At 57.2% G+C, this 16,162-nt stretch carries 17 protein-coding genes; 8 read left to right on the forward strand and 9 right to left on the reverse strand.

Going from position 1 to position 16,162, the window contains the following annotated elements; translation table 11 throughout:
• Positions 1 to 98 precede the first annotated feature (98 nt).
• The 3 genes from SMC3_RS07130 to SMC3_RS07140 all read left to right on the forward strand — a co-directional run bounded on the left by SMC3_RS07130 (position 99) and on the right by SMC3_RS07140 (position 2,259).
• Positions 99 to 482 carry a putative zinc-binding protein gene (locus SMC3_RS07130; protein WP_119086909.1) on the forward strand — a complete coding sequence of 128 codons (384 nt, stop codon included), beginning with the start codon at positions 99 to 101 and terminating at the stop codon, positions 480 to 482.
• Between the two features lie 392 nt (positions 483 to 874).
• A complete protein-coding gene (locus SMC3_RS07135; RefSeq protein ID WP_119086908.1) occupies positions 875 to 1,201 on the forward strand; it encodes an ArsR/SmtB family transcription factor in 327 nt (108 codons plus the stop codon).
• A gap of 107 nt (positions 1,202 to 1,308) precedes the next feature.
• Complete coding sequence (locus SMC3_RS07140; protein ID WP_119086907.1) at positions 1,309 to 2,259, forward strand: permease; 951 nt, start codon at positions 1,309 to 1,311, stop codon at positions 2,257 to 2,259.
• A 159-nt stretch (positions 2,260 to 2,418) separates the two neighbouring features.
• On the opposite strand, the gene SMC3_RS07145 is transcribed toward SMC3_RS07140, so the two are convergent.
• The 9 genes from SMC3_RS07145 to SMC3_RS07190 form a co-directional block, all read right to left on the reverse strand.
• The gene (locus SMC3_RS07145; RefSeq protein ID WP_119086906.1) at positions 2,419 to 2,799 is read right to left on the reverse strand and encodes a heterodisulfide reductase subunit A-like protein; all 381 of its coding nucleotides are present in this window, start codon (positions 2,797 to 2,799) and stop codon (positions 2,419 to 2,421) included.
• Between the two features lie 2 nt (positions 2,800 to 2,801).
• Positions 2,802 to 3,011, reverse strand: a complete 210-nt coding sequence (locus tag SMC3_RS09950) for a ferredoxin family protein (RefSeq protein ID WP_119086905.1) — start codon at positions 3,009 to 3,011, stop codon at positions 2,802 to 2,804.
• Positions 3,012 to 3,016: 5 nt separating this feature from the next.
• The gene (locus SMC3_RS07155; RefSeq protein ID WP_119086904.1) at positions 3,017 to 3,352 is read right to left on the reverse strand and encodes a NifB/NifX family molybdenum-iron cluster-binding protein; all 336 of its coding nucleotides are present in this window, start codon (positions 3,350 to 3,352) and stop codon (positions 3,017 to 3,019) included.
• A gap of 162 nt (positions 3,353 to 3,514) precedes the next feature.
• A complete protein-coding gene (locus tag SMC3_RS07160; RefSeq protein ID WP_119089965.1) occupies positions 3,515 to 3,964 on the reverse strand; it encodes an OsmC family protein in 450 nt (149 codons plus the stop codon).
• Between the two features lie 438 nt (positions 3,965 to 4,402).
• Complete coding sequence (locus SMC3_RS07170; protein ID WP_207799711.1) at positions 4,403 to 6,577, reverse strand: aldehyde ferredoxin oxidoreductase family protein; 2,175 nt, start codon at positions 6,575 to 6,577, stop codon at positions 4,403 to 4,405.
• A gap of 174 nt (positions 6,578 to 6,751) precedes the next feature.
• On the reverse strand, positions 6,752 to 7,492 hold the full coding sequence (locus SMC3_RS07175; RefSeq protein ID WP_119089966.1) for an ABC transporter ATP-binding protein: 741 nt from the start codon (positions 7,490 to 7,492) through the stop codon (positions 6,752 to 6,754).
• 1 nt (position 7,493) lies between these two features.
• Positions 7,494 to 9,416 carry an ABC transporter permease subunit gene (locus tag SMC3_RS07180; protein ID WP_119087146.1) on the reverse strand — a complete coding sequence of 641 codons (1,923 nt, stop codon included), beginning with the start codon at positions 9,414 to 9,416 and terminating at the stop codon, positions 7,494 to 7,496.
• 10 nt (positions 9,417 to 9,426) lie between these two features.
• The gene (locus tag SMC3_RS07185; protein ID WP_119087147.1) at positions 9,427 to 10,338 is read right to left on the reverse strand and encodes a branched-chain amino acid ABC transporter permease; all 912 of its coding nucleotides are present in this window, start codon (positions 10,336 to 10,338) and stop codon (positions 9,427 to 9,429) included.
• Between the two features lie 29 nt (positions 10,339 to 10,367).
• Positions 10,368 to 11,531, reverse strand: a complete 1,164-nt coding sequence (locus tag SMC3_RS07190) for a branched-chain amino acid ABC transporter substrate-binding protein (RefSeq protein ID WP_119087148.1) — start codon at positions 11,529 to 11,531, stop codon at positions 10,368 to 10,370.
• Between the two features lie 358 nt (positions 11,532 to 11,889).
• Here SMC3_RS07190 and SMC3_RS07195 point away from each other — a divergent pair, with 358 nt between their 5' ends.
• The 5 genes from SMC3_RS07195 (at position 11,890) to SMC3_RS07215 (ending at position 16,156) form a co-directional block, all read left to right on the forward strand.
• Positions 11,890 to 13,308 (forward strand): FAD-dependent oxidoreductase, encoded by a 1,419-nt coding sequence (locus tag SMC3_RS07195; RefSeq protein ID WP_207799712.1) that lies wholly within the window; start codon positions 11,890 to 11,892, stop codon positions 13,306 to 13,308.
• Positions 13,305 to 13,793: a 4Fe-4S binding protein gene (locus SMC3_RS07200; protein WP_119087150.1), complete on the forward strand. Its 489-nt coding sequence runs from the start codon at positions 13,305 to 13,307 to the stop codon at positions 13,791 to 13,793. The genes SMC3_RS07195 and SMC3_RS07200 overlap by 4 nt, the downstream gene beginning before the upstream one ends.
• Positions 13,794 to 13,797: 4 nt before the next feature.
• On the forward strand, positions 13,798 to 14,091 hold the full coding sequence (locus SMC3_RS07205; RefSeq protein WP_119087151.1) for a (2Fe-2S)-binding protein: 294 nt from the start codon (positions 13,798 to 13,800) through the stop codon (positions 14,089 to 14,091).
• On the forward strand, positions 14,081 to 15,217 hold the full coding sequence (locus SMC3_RS07210) for an NAD(P)/FAD-dependent oxidoreductase (RefSeq protein WP_119087152.1): 1,137 nt from the start codon (positions 14,081 to 14,083) through the stop codon (positions 15,215 to 15,217). Before SMC3_RS07205 ends, SMC3_RS07210 begins: the two co-directional genes overlap by 11 nt.
• 165 nt (positions 15,218 to 15,382) lie before the next feature.
• Complete coding sequence (locus SMC3_RS07215; protein ID WP_119087153.1) at positions 15,383 to 16,156, forward strand: alpha/beta fold hydrolase; 774 nt, start codon at positions 15,383 to 15,385, stop codon at positions 16,154 to 16,156.
• Positions 16,157 to 16,162: the final 6 nt, after the last annotated feature.

The raw sequence follows: 16,162 nt of genomic DNA on the forward strand, positions 1-16,162 counted from the left end.
TCTCTGCAACTCCGGTCGTGGACCGCGTCGGGTAGAGTGCAGGGAAGGTGTTGTCGAGCGCACAGATCACTGAATTGCTGACCAAGGAGGCTACTACTATGGAAAGCTCTTGCACATCTGGTTCAAAGGTTCTTCTTTACTCCTGTTCTGGCGCTGCGAATACGGGCTATCTTGCCGATCAAATCGCACGAAAGCTCTTTGCTGACGGAGTAGGAAAGATGACGTGTTTGGCAGCGGTGGGAGCAGGCAACTCCGGATATGTAGAGACTGCACGTACTGCCGACTTGGTGGTCGTGATCGATGGTTGCCCAGTGTCGTGTGGCAAACAGATCATGGATAAACTCGGCATCCGTCAGCTGCACGTTGCTACGACGGATCTTGGTATCGAAAAGGGCAAGACAGCCATTACGGCCGACGTCATCGACAATGTCACCGAGAAAGTCCGGACACTCATCTGTGATGAATTGAAACGTGTCAAGTAGAGAGCTGAGTCCAAATCGAAAACTGCTGATTGTCGTGGTGGTCTTCTTTGAAGCCTATTTCGTTCCGTGAAGAGCGCCTCGGGTCAGCAGCTCCCTGAGCGAGGCTTCTTCGAGAAGATGACCAGTCTCGAGCTGAGGGTGTCCGCAGGGCCACCGGGGCCATCTTCGTGCCGGTCGGCATCTACTACTGTCTCAAGTACGTTTTTGGTCTGCCAATCTGAACCCAACTGCTACGGTAACTAACCAAAGGTGACTGATGACCCACATCGACCAATCTAGTGTCGTTCGGTATATGCGTTCCAGGAGGTTCGCATCATCCAGTGTCTGGGTCTTGACAACGCAACACCTCCACATAATATATCAATGTACATTGAATCAATGGGAGTTGTGACATGATCCAGCGTGTGCCGGTTAGTGGAGTACAGGACATAGGTACGGACTGGAACTCCGTATGCGAGGAGCAGGCGAAGTTTGTGTCAGTTCTGGTGGGCCTGCAGCGCATCAAGATTTTGAGGTTGCTGCGTGGCGGAGAACTGTGTGTCTGCGACATCGAGCACGCGCTCGGTATCCCACAGAACCTGGTTTCGCATCACTTGAGGGTCCTGCGCGAGGCTGGGCTTGTCTCTGCTCGCAAGGAGGGGCAGTTCGTGTACTACTCGCGCGTCGAGGACCGCATTCTTCAGTTGACACAAGCCTTGACAGGATTGCTGTCAACATAGGACGAAAGGAAGCAACAGGGACTATCGTCGGCGCTGGCGCCTGACGGGGTAGCCGGAGGGCGGGCGACCGCCTTTTTTTAAACACCGATATATCAACGGAGGTTGCTATGCTGACACTGTTTGCTGACTGGTTCACCTACACGCTTTTGCGCCTGCCAAAGGGGCGCCTGATAACGGAAGCCATTCACTTCTTCGTGTACGACATCCCTAAAATCTACCTGCTCCTCGTCGTTATCGTGTTTGTGGTTGCTATGCTCAGAACCTGGATTCCCGCCGAAAAGATCAAACGTCTACTCGTTCACCGGCACCAGTTCGTCGGCAATGTCCTTGCTGCTTCTCTGGGCATTTTCACCCCCTTCTGCACGTGCTCTGCCATTCCGATGTTCATTGGATTCGTGGAGTCCGGCGTACCGCTTGGGGTGACATTCTCGTTTCTGGTGGCAAGCCCTATGATCAACGAGGTCGCGATGGTGCTGCTATGGGGACTGTTTGGAGCCAGGGTCGCCTTGCTCTATGTGGGTGTGGGGCTCCTTATCGCGATTGTGTCGGGTGTCATCATCACTCGGCTTCACATGGAGAAGTACGTTGAGGATTATGTCTACATGATCAAGGTCGGCGCTGCTGCAGGGGATGCTCCCATGACCTTCAAGGATCGCGTCGTTGCCAGCTGGAGATACGTGGGCGAGATCTTCCGCAAAGTGGCTCCATGGGTGGCGGTCGGCGTTGCCATCGGTGCATTCATCCATGGGTACGCTCCCGAGAATTTCCTGGCCAGATACGCAGGTCGTGACAATCCCTTTGCGGTTCTCATCGCCGTTGCGATCGGTATTCCTCTCTATTCGAATGCCGAGGGCGTCATTCCTGTCGTTCAGGCGTTGTGGGCCAAGGGTCTGCCTCTAGGGACAACGCTGGCTTTCATGATGGCTGTCACCGGACTCTCGATGCCGGAGATGATTATCCTGCGCCGCGTTCTCAAGCCAAGGCTGCTTGCAACATTCATCGGTGTCGTGGGCGTCGGTATTCTCATCGTGGGGTATTTCTTCAACTGGGTCCTGTAACCGTCCGCAGGACACCCAATTTGGATCAGCAAGAAGCCCGGCCTCGTCGAGGCCGGGCTCTGAGCCGTTCCACAGCAGCTTGCACGATCCCATGAGTGAGAAACAGGTTCGGAATAGGGAGAGAGCTTCAGCCTTGTCGGCAATCGTCGGAAGTTCGCCCTACGCCGGTTTGCTCTCTGACTGCTCTCTTTCCGAGACCGCCTCTCGTATCTTGTTCACCACCTGTTCCGTATTCATATTTCGTATTTCGATGCCGATGTGCTTGTCTCTTGCAAATCCCGCACTATCAAATGCATCTCTGTACATCTTCTTCTGCATCGCAGGATCGCAGGCAGCAACATAGAGTTCATCGATCTCAGCCCCTTTGAGCAATTCCCTGAGATATCGGTCTCCATCTTCTGCACAGAGCTGTGGGTGGACTCCTACCCATTCGAATATATTCTCTCTCCTCAAGGTGTTCAAGACTTCAAACGTGTCCATCGCTTGAAATGATGGACATGTCCCCTGGCACACGCACAACAGTAATCCTTTTTTACTCATACCTATTTCCTCCCCTCTCCAAAATAGCTAATAGCCTTGTTATCACAAATCTTCGAACATCCTCGGCAGAATTCAACACAGTTGTCTGGATTTACTACTTCCGGATATCCGTCTTTATCAATTGCATAAACGCCATGGGAACAGAAGTTTACACATTCGTGACACTGAATGCATTTATCCTTATCTACTATAGGATACCAATTTTTCGCCATTCCACTCACCTCGCTTCAATGTTTTGGAAAGTCTTCAACATATCTGCAATTCTGCCCGCACTTCCCTCCTGCACCAATACATTGCCCTTAAGAAGCTCGTTCGCTATGTCTGCATTCTCAACAGACGATACAACCAATTTCTCTGCCTTCGTCTCTTTAATGAACTCAGCAAACGCTACTGCATCTACTTCTTGCTTGAAAAAGACATTTTCCACGTTTGTCACTTTCTTGAGCTTACCGCCTTCGATCTCCACAACAGTGATATATTCCGATTGAGAAATGTTACTGCCCAGATCACTGTTTAATCCAAGGTGGTTTTTTGATGCGAAAGCAATAATCATTGTGTCACTTCCCTCACAGATATTACACTAAGCGCATCGACTCATCTAGAATGTCCATGAAATATAAAACGAATCTACTCGAAAATATCCACCATTTTCTCTAAGTGAAGCCTCGCCTTATGGCGGAGCTTCTGTAAACTTGCTATCTGACAGGACAGGCGACTACTTGTCGATAACGATGGTCGCTGGTTTCAAACTGACGCCATTTCCAAGTGAATCGCCGGCCGGGCAGCGGCTCTGGATGAATTTCTGGAATGCTTCGACCTTATCCTGGGGCGCATCCGTCTTGATGTGCATGGTGAACCGGATTTCCTGGTAGCCGGGACGCACGTTCGGATCTCCCTTGAGAAACCCGTCAGTGTCCAGATCTCCCTCGAGCTCGACCCAGAATTCCTTGAGATCGATGCCCTGAGATTTAGCAAACGCAGCGGCGACGATACACTGGCAGGAACCCAGAGATACCAGTAGACCCTCAACCGGGTTCATGCCAGTATCGGTGCCACCCAGCGACGGCGGTTCATCGATGATCACCTTGAAGCCGCGGGACTCGCTCTCGACTGCAAGACCCCCTGGGAGCTTACGCGAAATAGCCTTGAATGTTGTCATTGCCATGTTGACGCCTCCATTTCTATTTGAGACAACGAGCGTTTTATGTCTCGATAGAAGCATAGTTGCGCAACTTGCCAACTTCAACCAGAAGCAACTGTCCATTTATTCACAATGTTCAACTGGGATGTCGCCATCAGGATCACCACACAACCTTCATGTCAACTCACGTAAGAATGTACGTGAACCATCAGGTCGTGAACTCATCAGAAATGGTCGCGTAGCTGTCACTGGACTCTCGATGCCGGAGATGATTATCCTGCGCCGCGTTCTCAAGCCAAGGCTGCTTGCAACATTCATCGGTGTCGTGGGCGTCGGTATTCTCATCGTGGGGTATTTCTTCAACTGGGTCCTGTAACTGTAGACGATGCGCCTCTCCTGAACAGCAAAGAAGCCCGGCCTCGTCGAGGCCGGGCTTTCTGATGTGGCAGATCTGGCTGAAGACTATGCTTTGTGTGTGTGCTTCTCGATGAGGTCCACAAGTTCGGGGAAGTCGATACCGTCCGCTTTCACTGTCTCCAGCGTGGGGACTCCGTCGGCATCCCAGCCGCGCCGTGCATACACCGCGTCCTGAAGCTGGCGGTATTGCGACTCGCGGTATTGGCGCAGGGCTGCCATCTTCTGCTGCAGGCTCATACCCGCGATGTCCACCTTTGCGGCTTCAACCAATTGCTTGTCATAGCGTTCCTGCCGGGAAAGGTATTCCTCCTCGGTGACAGGTCCCATGCCACGGTACGGCATCCAGTCGTCTTTGCGCGTCCCCTGTCCCATGCGCAGGTTGAACAGGCGCTGGAAATCGTACACACGCTTGCTCTGGGCGAGGAGCCCATCGAGGTCGAGTGCATGACCGGTCATGCCCGTGTACAGCAGAAGGTAGTTCTCAACGTGTTCGGGGATCCTGGCGGCCTCGATACCAGTGTAGCGGTCGTGGTTGTCCCTGGGCTCCGAGTCGTTCCACGGCAGCTTGCACAGTCCCATGAGCGAGAACCAGGTACGGAAGAGCGGGAAGAAGGACAGGGCCTCAGCCTTGTCGGCAAACGTGGGCAGCTGGCCCTTGACCTGGTCCATGAAGATGAGCCACGCCTCGTCGTGCTGTGGTCCCTTGGACGCCATGGCGTACCCGCCCTGCTGGGCCAGCGAGTCCTTGCAGTTGTACTCGGAGACTTCCATACCTTTGACTTCCATACCGATGTCATTCACGAACTGAGCGTCAGCATGGTACTCTTCGATGAACAGTTTCTTCAGACGGTGGATACCAAGCCCGGCGACCTTGCCGAAGCCGCGACCTTCGCCGATCTGGTGGATGAGTTCCAGCGCGTCCATGTCACTGCCAAAGTGGAGGTCGAGACCGCCGGTGATCTCCTTCGTAAGGATGCCGTTCTCGTAACATTCCATCAAGAAGGCCAGTAATGTGGAGACCGCCACCAGGTCGAGGCCGTAGTAGTCGCAGTAGAAATTGGCCTCCAGGACAAAGTGAGGGTCGAAGCTGCCGGTATTTGTTCCCAGGCCGCCGATCGTCTCATATTCCGGGCCGTCGACCAGGACCTTCTGTCCTTTGAGGGGGCCGGTGAGCAGTTCGAAGTTGTCCACGCCGTGGGCACACGACATGGAGCAGCCAAGCCAGCAGCCGTCCGGCATGCCCTGGGAAATCAGCCCAAGCCAGACATCGCTCTTGATCTTCTCTGTCCGCGGGTCCGACCCGAACTTGTAGTTCATGACGGGCAGCACGTCGCACTTGTCCAGGATCTCGACGGTGTTGCCGGTGCCGATCTCGCGCATGCGGCTGTGGGTATGGTCAAGGGTGAGAATCTCCTTGTTCATGCGCCCGCCGGCGAGCTTGATAGGCTCCATGTCGACTGGGCAGTTGAGCGTTGGCGTCGTCCCGCTGAAATGGATGACGACAGCCCTGAGCCCCTTGTCTCTGAAGACGGTGCCGGGTCCGCCGCGAGCGAGCTGCTTGATACGGGTATGTTTCCGCTTGGCGTCCCAGTAGCTGAGATTGATGAGACCCAGCAGCGAGTGGTCGGCACCCTCGCCAGAGGTGGCCACGCTGACATTCTTGCGGTCGTCATCACCATCGGCGTACATGGCGTGCAGGACCTCTGGCAGGTCGTAGCTGTTGGTCGGTTCATCTGGAGCTGTTTCGATCGTAACGAAGCCCTTGTTTCCGTCGATGACAAGCATGACGTCTTGAGCAGCCTTGCCCTGGATCTCGATGCAGTCAAAGCCGGAGAACTTCATGAAAGGGGCGAAGAAGCCGCCACCATTATTGTCGACAGGAACACCGGTCTCAGGAGAGATGGTAACGGAGTGCGTCTTGCCGGAGCCAGGATACTGCGTCAGGCCGGTCAGTGGTCCGGCCGTGAAGATGAGTTCGTTCTCAGGATCATTCCAGTGCGTCGCAGGTTTGACGGCCTGCCACAGATAGTACATGCCATAACCACGCCCGCCCGTGAACTTCTCTCGTACCATGGGCTCGATGGCGCGTTCCTCGATGGTGTTTGTGGTCAAGTCGACGTACAGTCGCCGATCGGTGTAGCCGGCGTGCACACCTCCCGGCGTAAATGAATACGTCGCCAGGACCTTGTGTGCCTGTCGCATTTCCTCGATGGTCTTCACCTTCTACCTCCCGGTTGGCTGTGAATCCATTCACATGGTATGCCAATCAACACGTTGTTCAAGGTGGTGCATCGGTACCGGCTGTCTGCGTCTGCGGTGTATCCTCGAGTCTGTTGTACAGGCAATGGGGCCCGGCACACACCGGACCCCGGAGAGGAGGAACGCTGGTTCAGGTCAGCAATTGACTTTGGAGCCCCCAAGGTAGGCGGCGCGGACGCGCTCGTCGTTCTTGAGGTCGCAGGCATTGCCCTCGATGGCGACCTTGCCGAGTTCCAGGATGTAGCCGTAACGTGCGACACCCAGTGCCTTGCGGGCGTTCTGTTCCACCAGGAGGATGGAGACGCCCTCTTCCTCGTGGATCTGCCGGATGACCCGGAAGATCTCCTGGACGATGATGGGGGCAAGTCCTAAAGATGGTTCGTCGAGCAACAGGACGCGGGGTTTAGAGATGAGTCCACGTCCGATGGCCAGCATCTGCTGTTCACCACCCGAGAGCGTCCCCGCCAGCTGCTTGCGCCGTTCCTTGAGGATGGGGAAGAGGGTGAAGATCCATTCCTTTGTTTTCTCCAGTTCCTTGCCGGCCGGCAGACTGCGGACGCCGTAGGCACCCAGGTTCAGGTTTTCCTCCGTCGTGAGGGTCGAAAAGACATGCCGGCCCTCGGGCACATGCGCGATGCCCAGTCCCGCGAGGCGGAAAGCCTGTACTGTGGCAAGATCCCGCCCCTTGAGCGAGATGGAACCCCCCTTGATGGGCTGGATGCGTGAGATGGACTTGAGCAGAGTCGTTTTGCCTGCCCCGTTTGCGCCGAGCACGGCGACGATGTCGTGCTCGCCCAGCTCGACGTCGACTCCCTTGAGGGCCTGCACGGTTCCATAGTTGACGACAAGGTTCTTTATGGCCAGTACTGTCGCCATGTCAGTCATCCTCCTTACCCAGATAGGCTTCGATGACGCGCTGGTTGTTGTAAATGTCCTTGGGCAGACCTTCGGCGATCTTTTGCCCCATATCCATGACGGCAACCCAGTCCGAGATGCCCATGACGACCTGCATGTCATGCTCGATGAGCAGCAGCGTGAATCCCTCCTTGACAAGGGCCTGCAACAGGACCATCAAATCCTCGCTTTCCCTGTCGTTGAGTCCAGAGGAGGGCTCGTCCAGAATCAGAAGGTGGGGAGCGGTCGCGAGTGCGCGGGCGATCTCCAGGTAACGCTGCTTGCCGTACGGCAGGTTTTTGGCCAGTTCGTTGCGGTATTTCCACAGGCCTACCTGGTCGAGGCGGTAAGCAGCCGTCGCGACGATGTCGCGTTCCTCACGGACTTCGCCGATCGTATGCATAATGGCGGCCCATGTCCCGGACCGCGCATGGCAATGAGGGCCGGACATGATGTTCTCGATACAGGTCAGCGACGGGAACAGCCGAATGTTCTGAAAGGTGCGGGCGATGCCGTAGCTGATAATGGTATGGGGCTTGAGGCCCGTGATGTCGCGTCCCAGGAAGTCGATCTGCCCCGACGTAGGTTTGTAGATGCCCGTGATCATGTTGAACAGCGTCGTCTTGCCGGCGCCGTTGGGCCCGATGAGGGACGTGATCTTTCCGGTACGCACGTTCAGGTCGAAGTTGTTTACTGCGGTCAGCCCACCGAACTTCAGGGTAGCGCCGTGCGTCTGCAGCAACATCCCCTCGTCCATGACCACGGTCACGGGTGGGAGTTTCACTCCTCTGACGACGGCTGTGGTGGACGGCTTGAGCATGGCAGGGTCTGGCTTTCCCAGTGGGATGAGGTCTTCATCCTTCTTGGGGAGACCCCGGATGCCGAGACCATCCAGTCCGGTGCCCTCTCGCTTGCGCGGCCACATGCCCCCGGGGCGGAAGATCATCATCAGCATGAGCGCGAGTCCAAAGAACAGCAGACGGTAGGTGGCGAACTGACGGAAGACCTCGGGGAACACGACGACCACGGCTGCCCCCAGGATACTGCCGGGGATAGAGCCAAGACCGCCCAGCAGGACGATGCAGAAGAGCAGCGAGGACTCGATGAAGGTAAAGCTCTGTGGTGAGACAGACATTTGCTTGGACGCGTAGATGTTGCCTGCAATACCCGCAAGCGCGGCACCCAGCACGAACGCCAGCAGCTTGTAGGAACGCACGTCCACACCACTTGCTTCAGCTGCGGTCTCGTCCTCGCGGATGTAGTTCCAGGCTCTGCCGATGCGGGAATGCTGCAGGCGCACCAGGCCGAAGACGACGATCCCTATGATGATCCAGGTGTAGAAATAGAATTGCGTCGATGAATTGATGGCAAGCCCGAAGAGGTTTGGTCCACCGATGCCGTTGATGCCGTTGGGCCCGCCTGTCAGGTTGAAGGGGTTGTTGATCATGGTCAGACGCACGATCTCGCCAATGCCGATGGTCACGATGCACAGGTAATCGCCTTTCAGGTGGATGACAGGCGATGTCACCAGGAACGCAAACCCGGCAGCGATCAGGGCGCTCAGTGGCAACAGCACGATGATGGGCACGTGCAGGGTCGTGTTCAGGATGGCCGTGACGTAGGCGCCGACGGCATAGAACGCGGTGTGCCCCAGATCGAACAGGCCGACCTCGCCCAGCACGATGTTGAGACTGAGGCCCAGCAGTGCATAGATGCCTACGAAGAAGGCGACGTCAATCCAGTAGTCGGAGATGAACGGCAGGAATGGATATGCGGCGAACAGCGCCCCGGTGATGGTAAGCAGGAGCCACCCACGGTTCCTGGACCAGAATGTGGAGGGCTGGTCACCAGAGGGCTTGTTCACCCCCAGGCCGACACGCTTGAGGATATTCTCTGTGATTCCCATGGCAGCGGTCTCAGACCTTTTCCGCTGTTTTCTCGCCCAGCAACCCGGTCGGTCGCCAGAGGAGAACAGCGATCAGGATGACGAAGACAAAAACATCCTTCCACGCTCCACTGATGTAACCGGCAAAGAGTGATTCCATAAGTCCCAGCAGCAACCCGCCGATCATGGCGCCCGGGATGTTGCCGATGCCGCCCAGGATGGTGGCAGTGAACGCTTTGAGGCCGTAGGTCCAGCCCATGTTGAAACTGATGGCACGGTAGTACAAGCCATTCATGACGCCGGCAATACCGCCGAGGGCAGGGCCCAGGGCGAAGATGAAGAAGATGACGACGCGGACATCGATGCCCATCAGCGTCGCAGTGCTGCGGTCGAGAGCAGTGGCGCGTATGGCTGCGCCAAATGTCGTCTTCTCGACGATGAACCAGATGACCAGCATGAGCGTAAACGAGAGCAGCAGGATGACGACCTGCAGACTGGTCACCGGCAGTCCCAGGAGGGAGAATCGTGTTGAGGGGACGACGGCTGCGGGATAAGCCTGGGGACGGGAACCCCAGATGGCCATGATGCCGTTCTGCAGGAAGATGGACATACCGAGCGCAGAGACGACCAGCGAAAGTCGACCTGCTGGATAGACGGGGCGATACGCGATGCGTTCCATCAGGACGCCTGCGAGGCCGATGCCCACGAAGGCAAACAGCATCGCTATGGCCATTCCTCCCCAGAGTCCGAAGTGGACCGTCACCCAGGACGAACTCGCGATGAGCAGGGTGTAGCCCAGATACGAACCCAGGGCGAAGAGGTCACCATGGGCAAAATTGATCAATTTCATGACACCGTACACCATCGAATAGCCCAATGCCACCAGTGCATAGAACGAACCGATGGTCAGGCCATTTATCAACTGTTCAAAGAACGTGGCCATGGTGACCTCGCTTCAATCAGGATTCGAGACTATGGCTTATGGATGACAAGCTTTCCGTCGGCAGCGACCTCATACATCTTGTAGGGAACGTCCTTGCGGTCGCCCTGCGCTGTGAACAATGTGGGGCCGGTGACGCCTTCCACCCCGGTCATGTTGGTGTGCATGGCCGTGGCGATGGCATCTGCATCCGTGGAATTGGCCTTGCCGATGGCGCCCACAATGGCGTACAAGGCGTCAGCAGCGTAGACTGGCCACGGGCTGGACGGGAGTGCGTTGAACTTCTGCTGATACAGGTCGCGGAACTGCCCAGCAATGGTGGTCGTGACATCGGTGACGAGAGGCTCCTGTGTCATGAGAGCGCCTTTGGCAACATCAAGACCGGCGATCTTGACGAAGTCGTCATTGATGGCGGCGTTTCCACCAATAAACGGGCAGGTCAGACCGGCATCGTGTGCCTGGCGGATCAGCAGGCCGGCTTCGGGGTAGTAGCCAGTGAAGTACCATACATCAGGCTTGGTATCGCGCAGCTTGGTGACGGCAGCCGAGAAGTCCTTCTCGCCAGGGGTGATGGCGTCATAGTAGACGATTTCGGTCTTCTTCGCGTCAAGGTACGGCTGGAGTGCCTTCTTGGCTTCCTCGGCGACACCCTTGGCGAACGTGCTGTTGTCGTGCATGATGGCGATGCTCTTGGCACCCATCGTTTCGACGGCGTACTTGGCGAAGAACAAACCCTGGGCATCGTCGCGGCCGCAGGTCCTGAAGAAGTACGTGCGCTGCTTGTCCATGGTCAGACCGACCGCGGTGCAGCCATAGCCTACCGAGACCATCTTGTTCTTCTCATAAATGTCTGCGGCCGGCTGGGTGACGGAAGACCCGTAGCTGCCGATAACGGCGACAACCTTCATTGAGACGGCCTTCTGGGCTGCGATTGCGCTGTCCTTGGGGTTGGAACCGTCATCCACGACCGTGACGGCGATCTGACGTCCCAGGACGCCGCCGGCTTTGTTGATAAGTTCAGTGGCAACTTCGACCGACTGTTTTGCCATTTGACCTTCATAAGCATAATCACCAGTGATGGGGGCTTGCAGCGCTATCTGGATCGTTCCGGTGTCACCAGTCTTCTTGGCACAGCCGGAAAGGAAGAGTACTGCGGCAAGCATACAAACCAGTACGACTGATACGGTCTTTCTCATTCTCCTACCTCCTGTTTCTCGCGCGAATGTGGTGAGATCGATATCGTCGTGCACGAGCTTTTTCGGTAGAGCTTGTCGTGCCGTACCATTTTGTCGGAGTCCGTTTTTTCTGTTGTACCTCCTGGGGTTGAGGTTCTGCTCCATGTTGATAGATGCAGAAAAAAATACAATATCAACCCCACCGATCAACCCAGAACCCGGACGGGGTCAATATCTTGTTGACCCTTCGTTTTGTACGCTCGGAGACGTCGTCCTGCGTCTGAGAGTTGTCGTTTTTTCACTGTCTTGTAGAAAAAAGGCATGGGTGGTTCTATACTGCAAGTGTAGGAAACCAATTCGCATCGGAGAGGTGAAAAAGGTGGAAGACAATCGCATTGCCACGCATCCGATCCTTGCGTGGAACCGGGGAAACCCGGTACACGTCACGTACGACGGCAGACAGATTACCGCCTACCCCCAGGAAACAGTAGCGATGGCTCTGTATGCATCTGGCGTGAAGCAGTACAGCACCTCCTCCCGGTTCTATCGCCCCAGGGGCATGTTCTGCGCTATCGGCAAGTGCTCATCCTGCATGATGCGCGTTGACGGGATCCCCAATACGCGTACCTGCGTCCTGCAGGTGCGGGATGGGATGGAGGTCGAGACGCAGCACGGTGATGGCAAGTTCCCTGACGTGCAGGCTGCCATGAAGGGTGTCAAGGAGAAGAACGCAGAGATCCTGGTCATCGGCGGCGGGCCGGCGGGTCTGGAAGCGTCTCTCTGGGCGGCAAAGGCCGGTGCGGACGTCATCCTGCTGGATCAGAACCCCAAGTTGGGTGGCCAGCTGGTCAAGCAGACGCACAAGTTCTTCGGCTCGGCGAAAGAGAACGCCGGGACGCGCGGCGTCACCATCGCGAAGAAGCTGATCGAGGAGGTCGTAGCGACGTCCAACATCACTGTCTACAGCGGCTTCACCGCGTTTGGGTGGTTCCAGGGTTCTGTCTGTGCCGCTGACCAGGACCATGCGGTTCTCTTCCACCCTCGCAAGGTCATCGTCGCCACGGGCGCAGCCGAGAAGATGCTGATGTTCAAGAACAACGACATGCCAGGCGTCTTCGGGGCGGGAGCCGCGCAGACGCTGATGAACGTCTATGGCATCAAGCCTGGCAACAAGGTCCTGATGGTCGGTGCGGGCAATGTCGGCCTCATCGTCAGCTACCAGCTGATGCAGGCAGGCATTGAGGTTGTTGGGGTCATCGAGGGCGCGCCACGGGTGGGCGGGTATCTCGTCCACGCGAGCAAGATTGCCCGGAACGGCGTCCGCATCATGACGCGTCATACCGTGCTGGAAGCGGTCGGCACCGACCACGTCGAAGCGGCGATCATTGCCGAAGTTGACGAGAAGTGGCAACCGATTCCCGGCACCGAGCAGCGTGTCGAGTGCGACACGATCTGTCTGTCTGCGGGGCTCAAGCCTTCCACCGAGCTTCTCGAGCAGGCAAAGCTGGATCTCGCCTATACGGGTGAGCTGGGCGGCTGGGTCGCCAAGCGCAACTGGGCGATGCGTACCAGCAATCCCGACATCTTTGCCGCAGGTGACGCCTCCGGCATCGAAGAGGCCTCCACCGCCATGATGGAAGGCAAGATTGCAGGACTCCAGGCCGCGTACGACCTTGGACATATGGATGTGCCGGTCGAAGAACAGAAGGAGACCAGGCACAATCTGGATGACCTCCGGGCCGGACCGTTCGGCGTCAAGATCTGTATCGGACTCAAATGCGTCGAGGTGCTTGAATGAACCACTTTGAAACCGGAATCATCGATATTACGTATCTGCGCGAGAACGATTTTCTCCCTCCCGAAGAGCGCGAGAAGAAGGGACCAGTCGCTGTCATCGAGTGCATCCAGGAGATCCCTTGCAACCCGTGTGTCAGCGCCTGCAAGTTCGACGCCATCATCATGGACGGCATCAACGGCATCCCGCACGTCGACTTTGCCAAGTGCACGGGATGCATGAGCTGCCTCAAGGTTTGCCCCGGTCTTGCCATCTTCATCCAGGACAAGTCAAAGGCGAAGCCGTCGGTCACGGTCCCGTACGAGTACCTGCCCCTGCCCGTCAAGGGCAGCACGGTTACACTGCTTGGTCGCGACGGAGCTTCGCTGGGAAGCGCGATCGTCAAGTTTGTGCTGCCTGCCGACACTGTCAGCAGGTCATCGCTCATTTCTGTCGAGTTCGACAATCCTGCTCTCTGTGAACAGGTGCGCAACATCAAAGTGGGGTAACGACATGACCAGAGAAGACGAGAAGACGATTGCCTGCCGGTGTGAGGACATCTCCGTGCAGGAGATCAAAGACGCCATTCACGAAGGCTATGCCGACCTGCAGTCGCTCAAGCGTTACGCCAAGTTCGGCCTCGGACCATGTCAGGGCAAGACCTGTATCTTGCTTGCGGCACAGATTCTCGCGCGCGAAACGGGCCGGACGCTCGACCAGATCATGACCCCCACGACGCGTCCGCCGGTCGATCCTGTACCCATCGGTTTCTTCGTGAAGGGCAGGGAGGCGGACGATGAAAAGTAGGTACGATTGCGTCATTATCGGCGGGGGCATCTCAGGGCTCGCCATCGCCTACGAACTTGCCAAGAGGGGTTACAAGGATGTCGCGGTCCTGGAGGAGTGCTATTTGGGCAGTGGTTCTACCGGCCGCTGCGGTTCGGGTATTCGCGCCCAGTTCACCGGACCTGATCAAATTGTCCTGCTTCGGGAAGCCGAGGAGATGTGGACGCATATGTCCGACGAGCTGGGGTACGACATCCACTTCAAGGCGTGCGGCTATCTCTTCCTGTGGGACACGCCCGAACTGGTGGAGAAGGCGAAGCAGAACGTCGCATTCCAGAACAAGCACGGCGTCATGAGCCGCATCATCGACCGCCAGGAGGCCAAGGAGATCTGTCCGTCGCTCAACACCGATTCCTTCCTTGCCGGCCAGTGGTATGACAAGGATGGCATGGCCTTCCCCTTTGACACTGTCACCGGTTACGCACAGGCTGCGCGGCGCCTGGGGGTGGACATTCTGACCACGACGCATGTATTTCAGCTGGAGACGACCCCCGCTCACACGTTCACCGTACATACGACCCAGGGCAACATCGAGACAAAGAACGTCGTCAATGCTGCCGGACCCGGTTCGAAGGGCATCGCGGCCATGCTCGGCGTTGACCTCCCCTACCGCCTCGACAAGCACCAGATCATGGCGACGGAGCCTCTCGAGCAGTTCCTGGGCCCCATGCTGGTCAAGAACTCACTCTATTACTTGCAGACACACCGGGGCAACGTCGTTGGTGGTACCGACAATGACGACAAAAACGCCACGGACATCGACTCCACGTTCGAGTTCCTCACCAAGTTCGCCAGTGAAGCGTGCGAGATCGTGCCGCGCCTTGCCGGCGTCAAGCTGATGCGTCAGTGGGCAGGCTACTACGTCGTCTCACCCGACGCCCATCCCGTGCTTGGCCCTATCGACGAGGTCCCGGGCTTCTTCCAGGCCAACGGCTACTCAGGACATGGCTTCATGATGGGTCCGATCGTCGGCAGACTGTTGGCCGAGTACGTCGCCGACGGCAAGCCCAGCATCGACATCGAACACTACAACTTCCGCCGCTTCGCCCGTGGCGAGCTCCTTGTCGAGAAGGCCGTCATCGGCTAGGATACGTCGCAACACTACATGAATCGAGGAAGAGGGCTTCTGTCTTCTCCCTCTGCCATTCCGGGGCACTATGGGAGCTCGCCGTTCTTGCGCGTTTACCCGGCAGGCATACACTGAGCGTGTGCCGAGCATGTTTCAGACTGGGCCTTGGCGCGGAGGCAGGATATGGGGATGTATGTTCAGGAAGTGGGACCGGCAGGGGCACCGACCATTGTTCTGCTGCACGGAGCAGGCGTCGGCGGCTGGATGTGGCGCGACACGATGGCTGCGTTGTCTGAGGTTCATCTGCTGGTACCCGACATGCCGGAACAGGGGCAGAGTCAGGATGCGGGTCTCTTCTCGATTTCCGGAACGGCGCGCCTGGTCGCGGACCTCATCACGGAGCGCGCACACGGGGGCAAGGCTTTTGTCGCAGGTCTTTCGCTGGGGGCTCAGGTGACCGTGTCATTGCTGGGTTCTCGCCCGGACGTCGTTCTCGGTGCGTTTGCGTCGGGAACGCTGGTACGACCCATTGCCGGCGTCGGGCTCGTGAACGCGATGCTGCCACTGTATATGCCGATGCGGAACGTGCGGTGGCTGGTGCGGGCCAACATGAAGACCCTGGAGGTTCCCGACAAGTTTGAGAGCGACTTTGCGCGCGAGACGGCGGCGCTGACCACCGCATCATACCGGCGCATGACGGTCGAGAATGCAGCGTTCCGTGTTCCACCTGGACTAGGTTCTGTCACATGTCCGGTACTGATCACCGTGGGAGAACGTGAGATGAAGGTCATGAAGGAGTCAGCTCACGACCTGGTGGCCGCGGCACCATCGGCACGCGCGTTTATCGTTGCGGGACACGGTCACAACTGGCCGGTGCAGGATCCCAGCCTGTATGCTCAGGTGGTGCGGGCATGGATGACCAATGGGCCGTTGCCGGACATGCTGCGGCCTCTCTAACTTTGC

It is taken from the genome of Candidatus Cryosericum hinesii, from assembly GCF_003570985.1.
Taxonomy (GTDB): domain Bacteria; phylum Caldisericota; class Caldisericia; order Cryosericales; family Cryosericaceae; genus Cryosericum; species Cryosericum hinesii.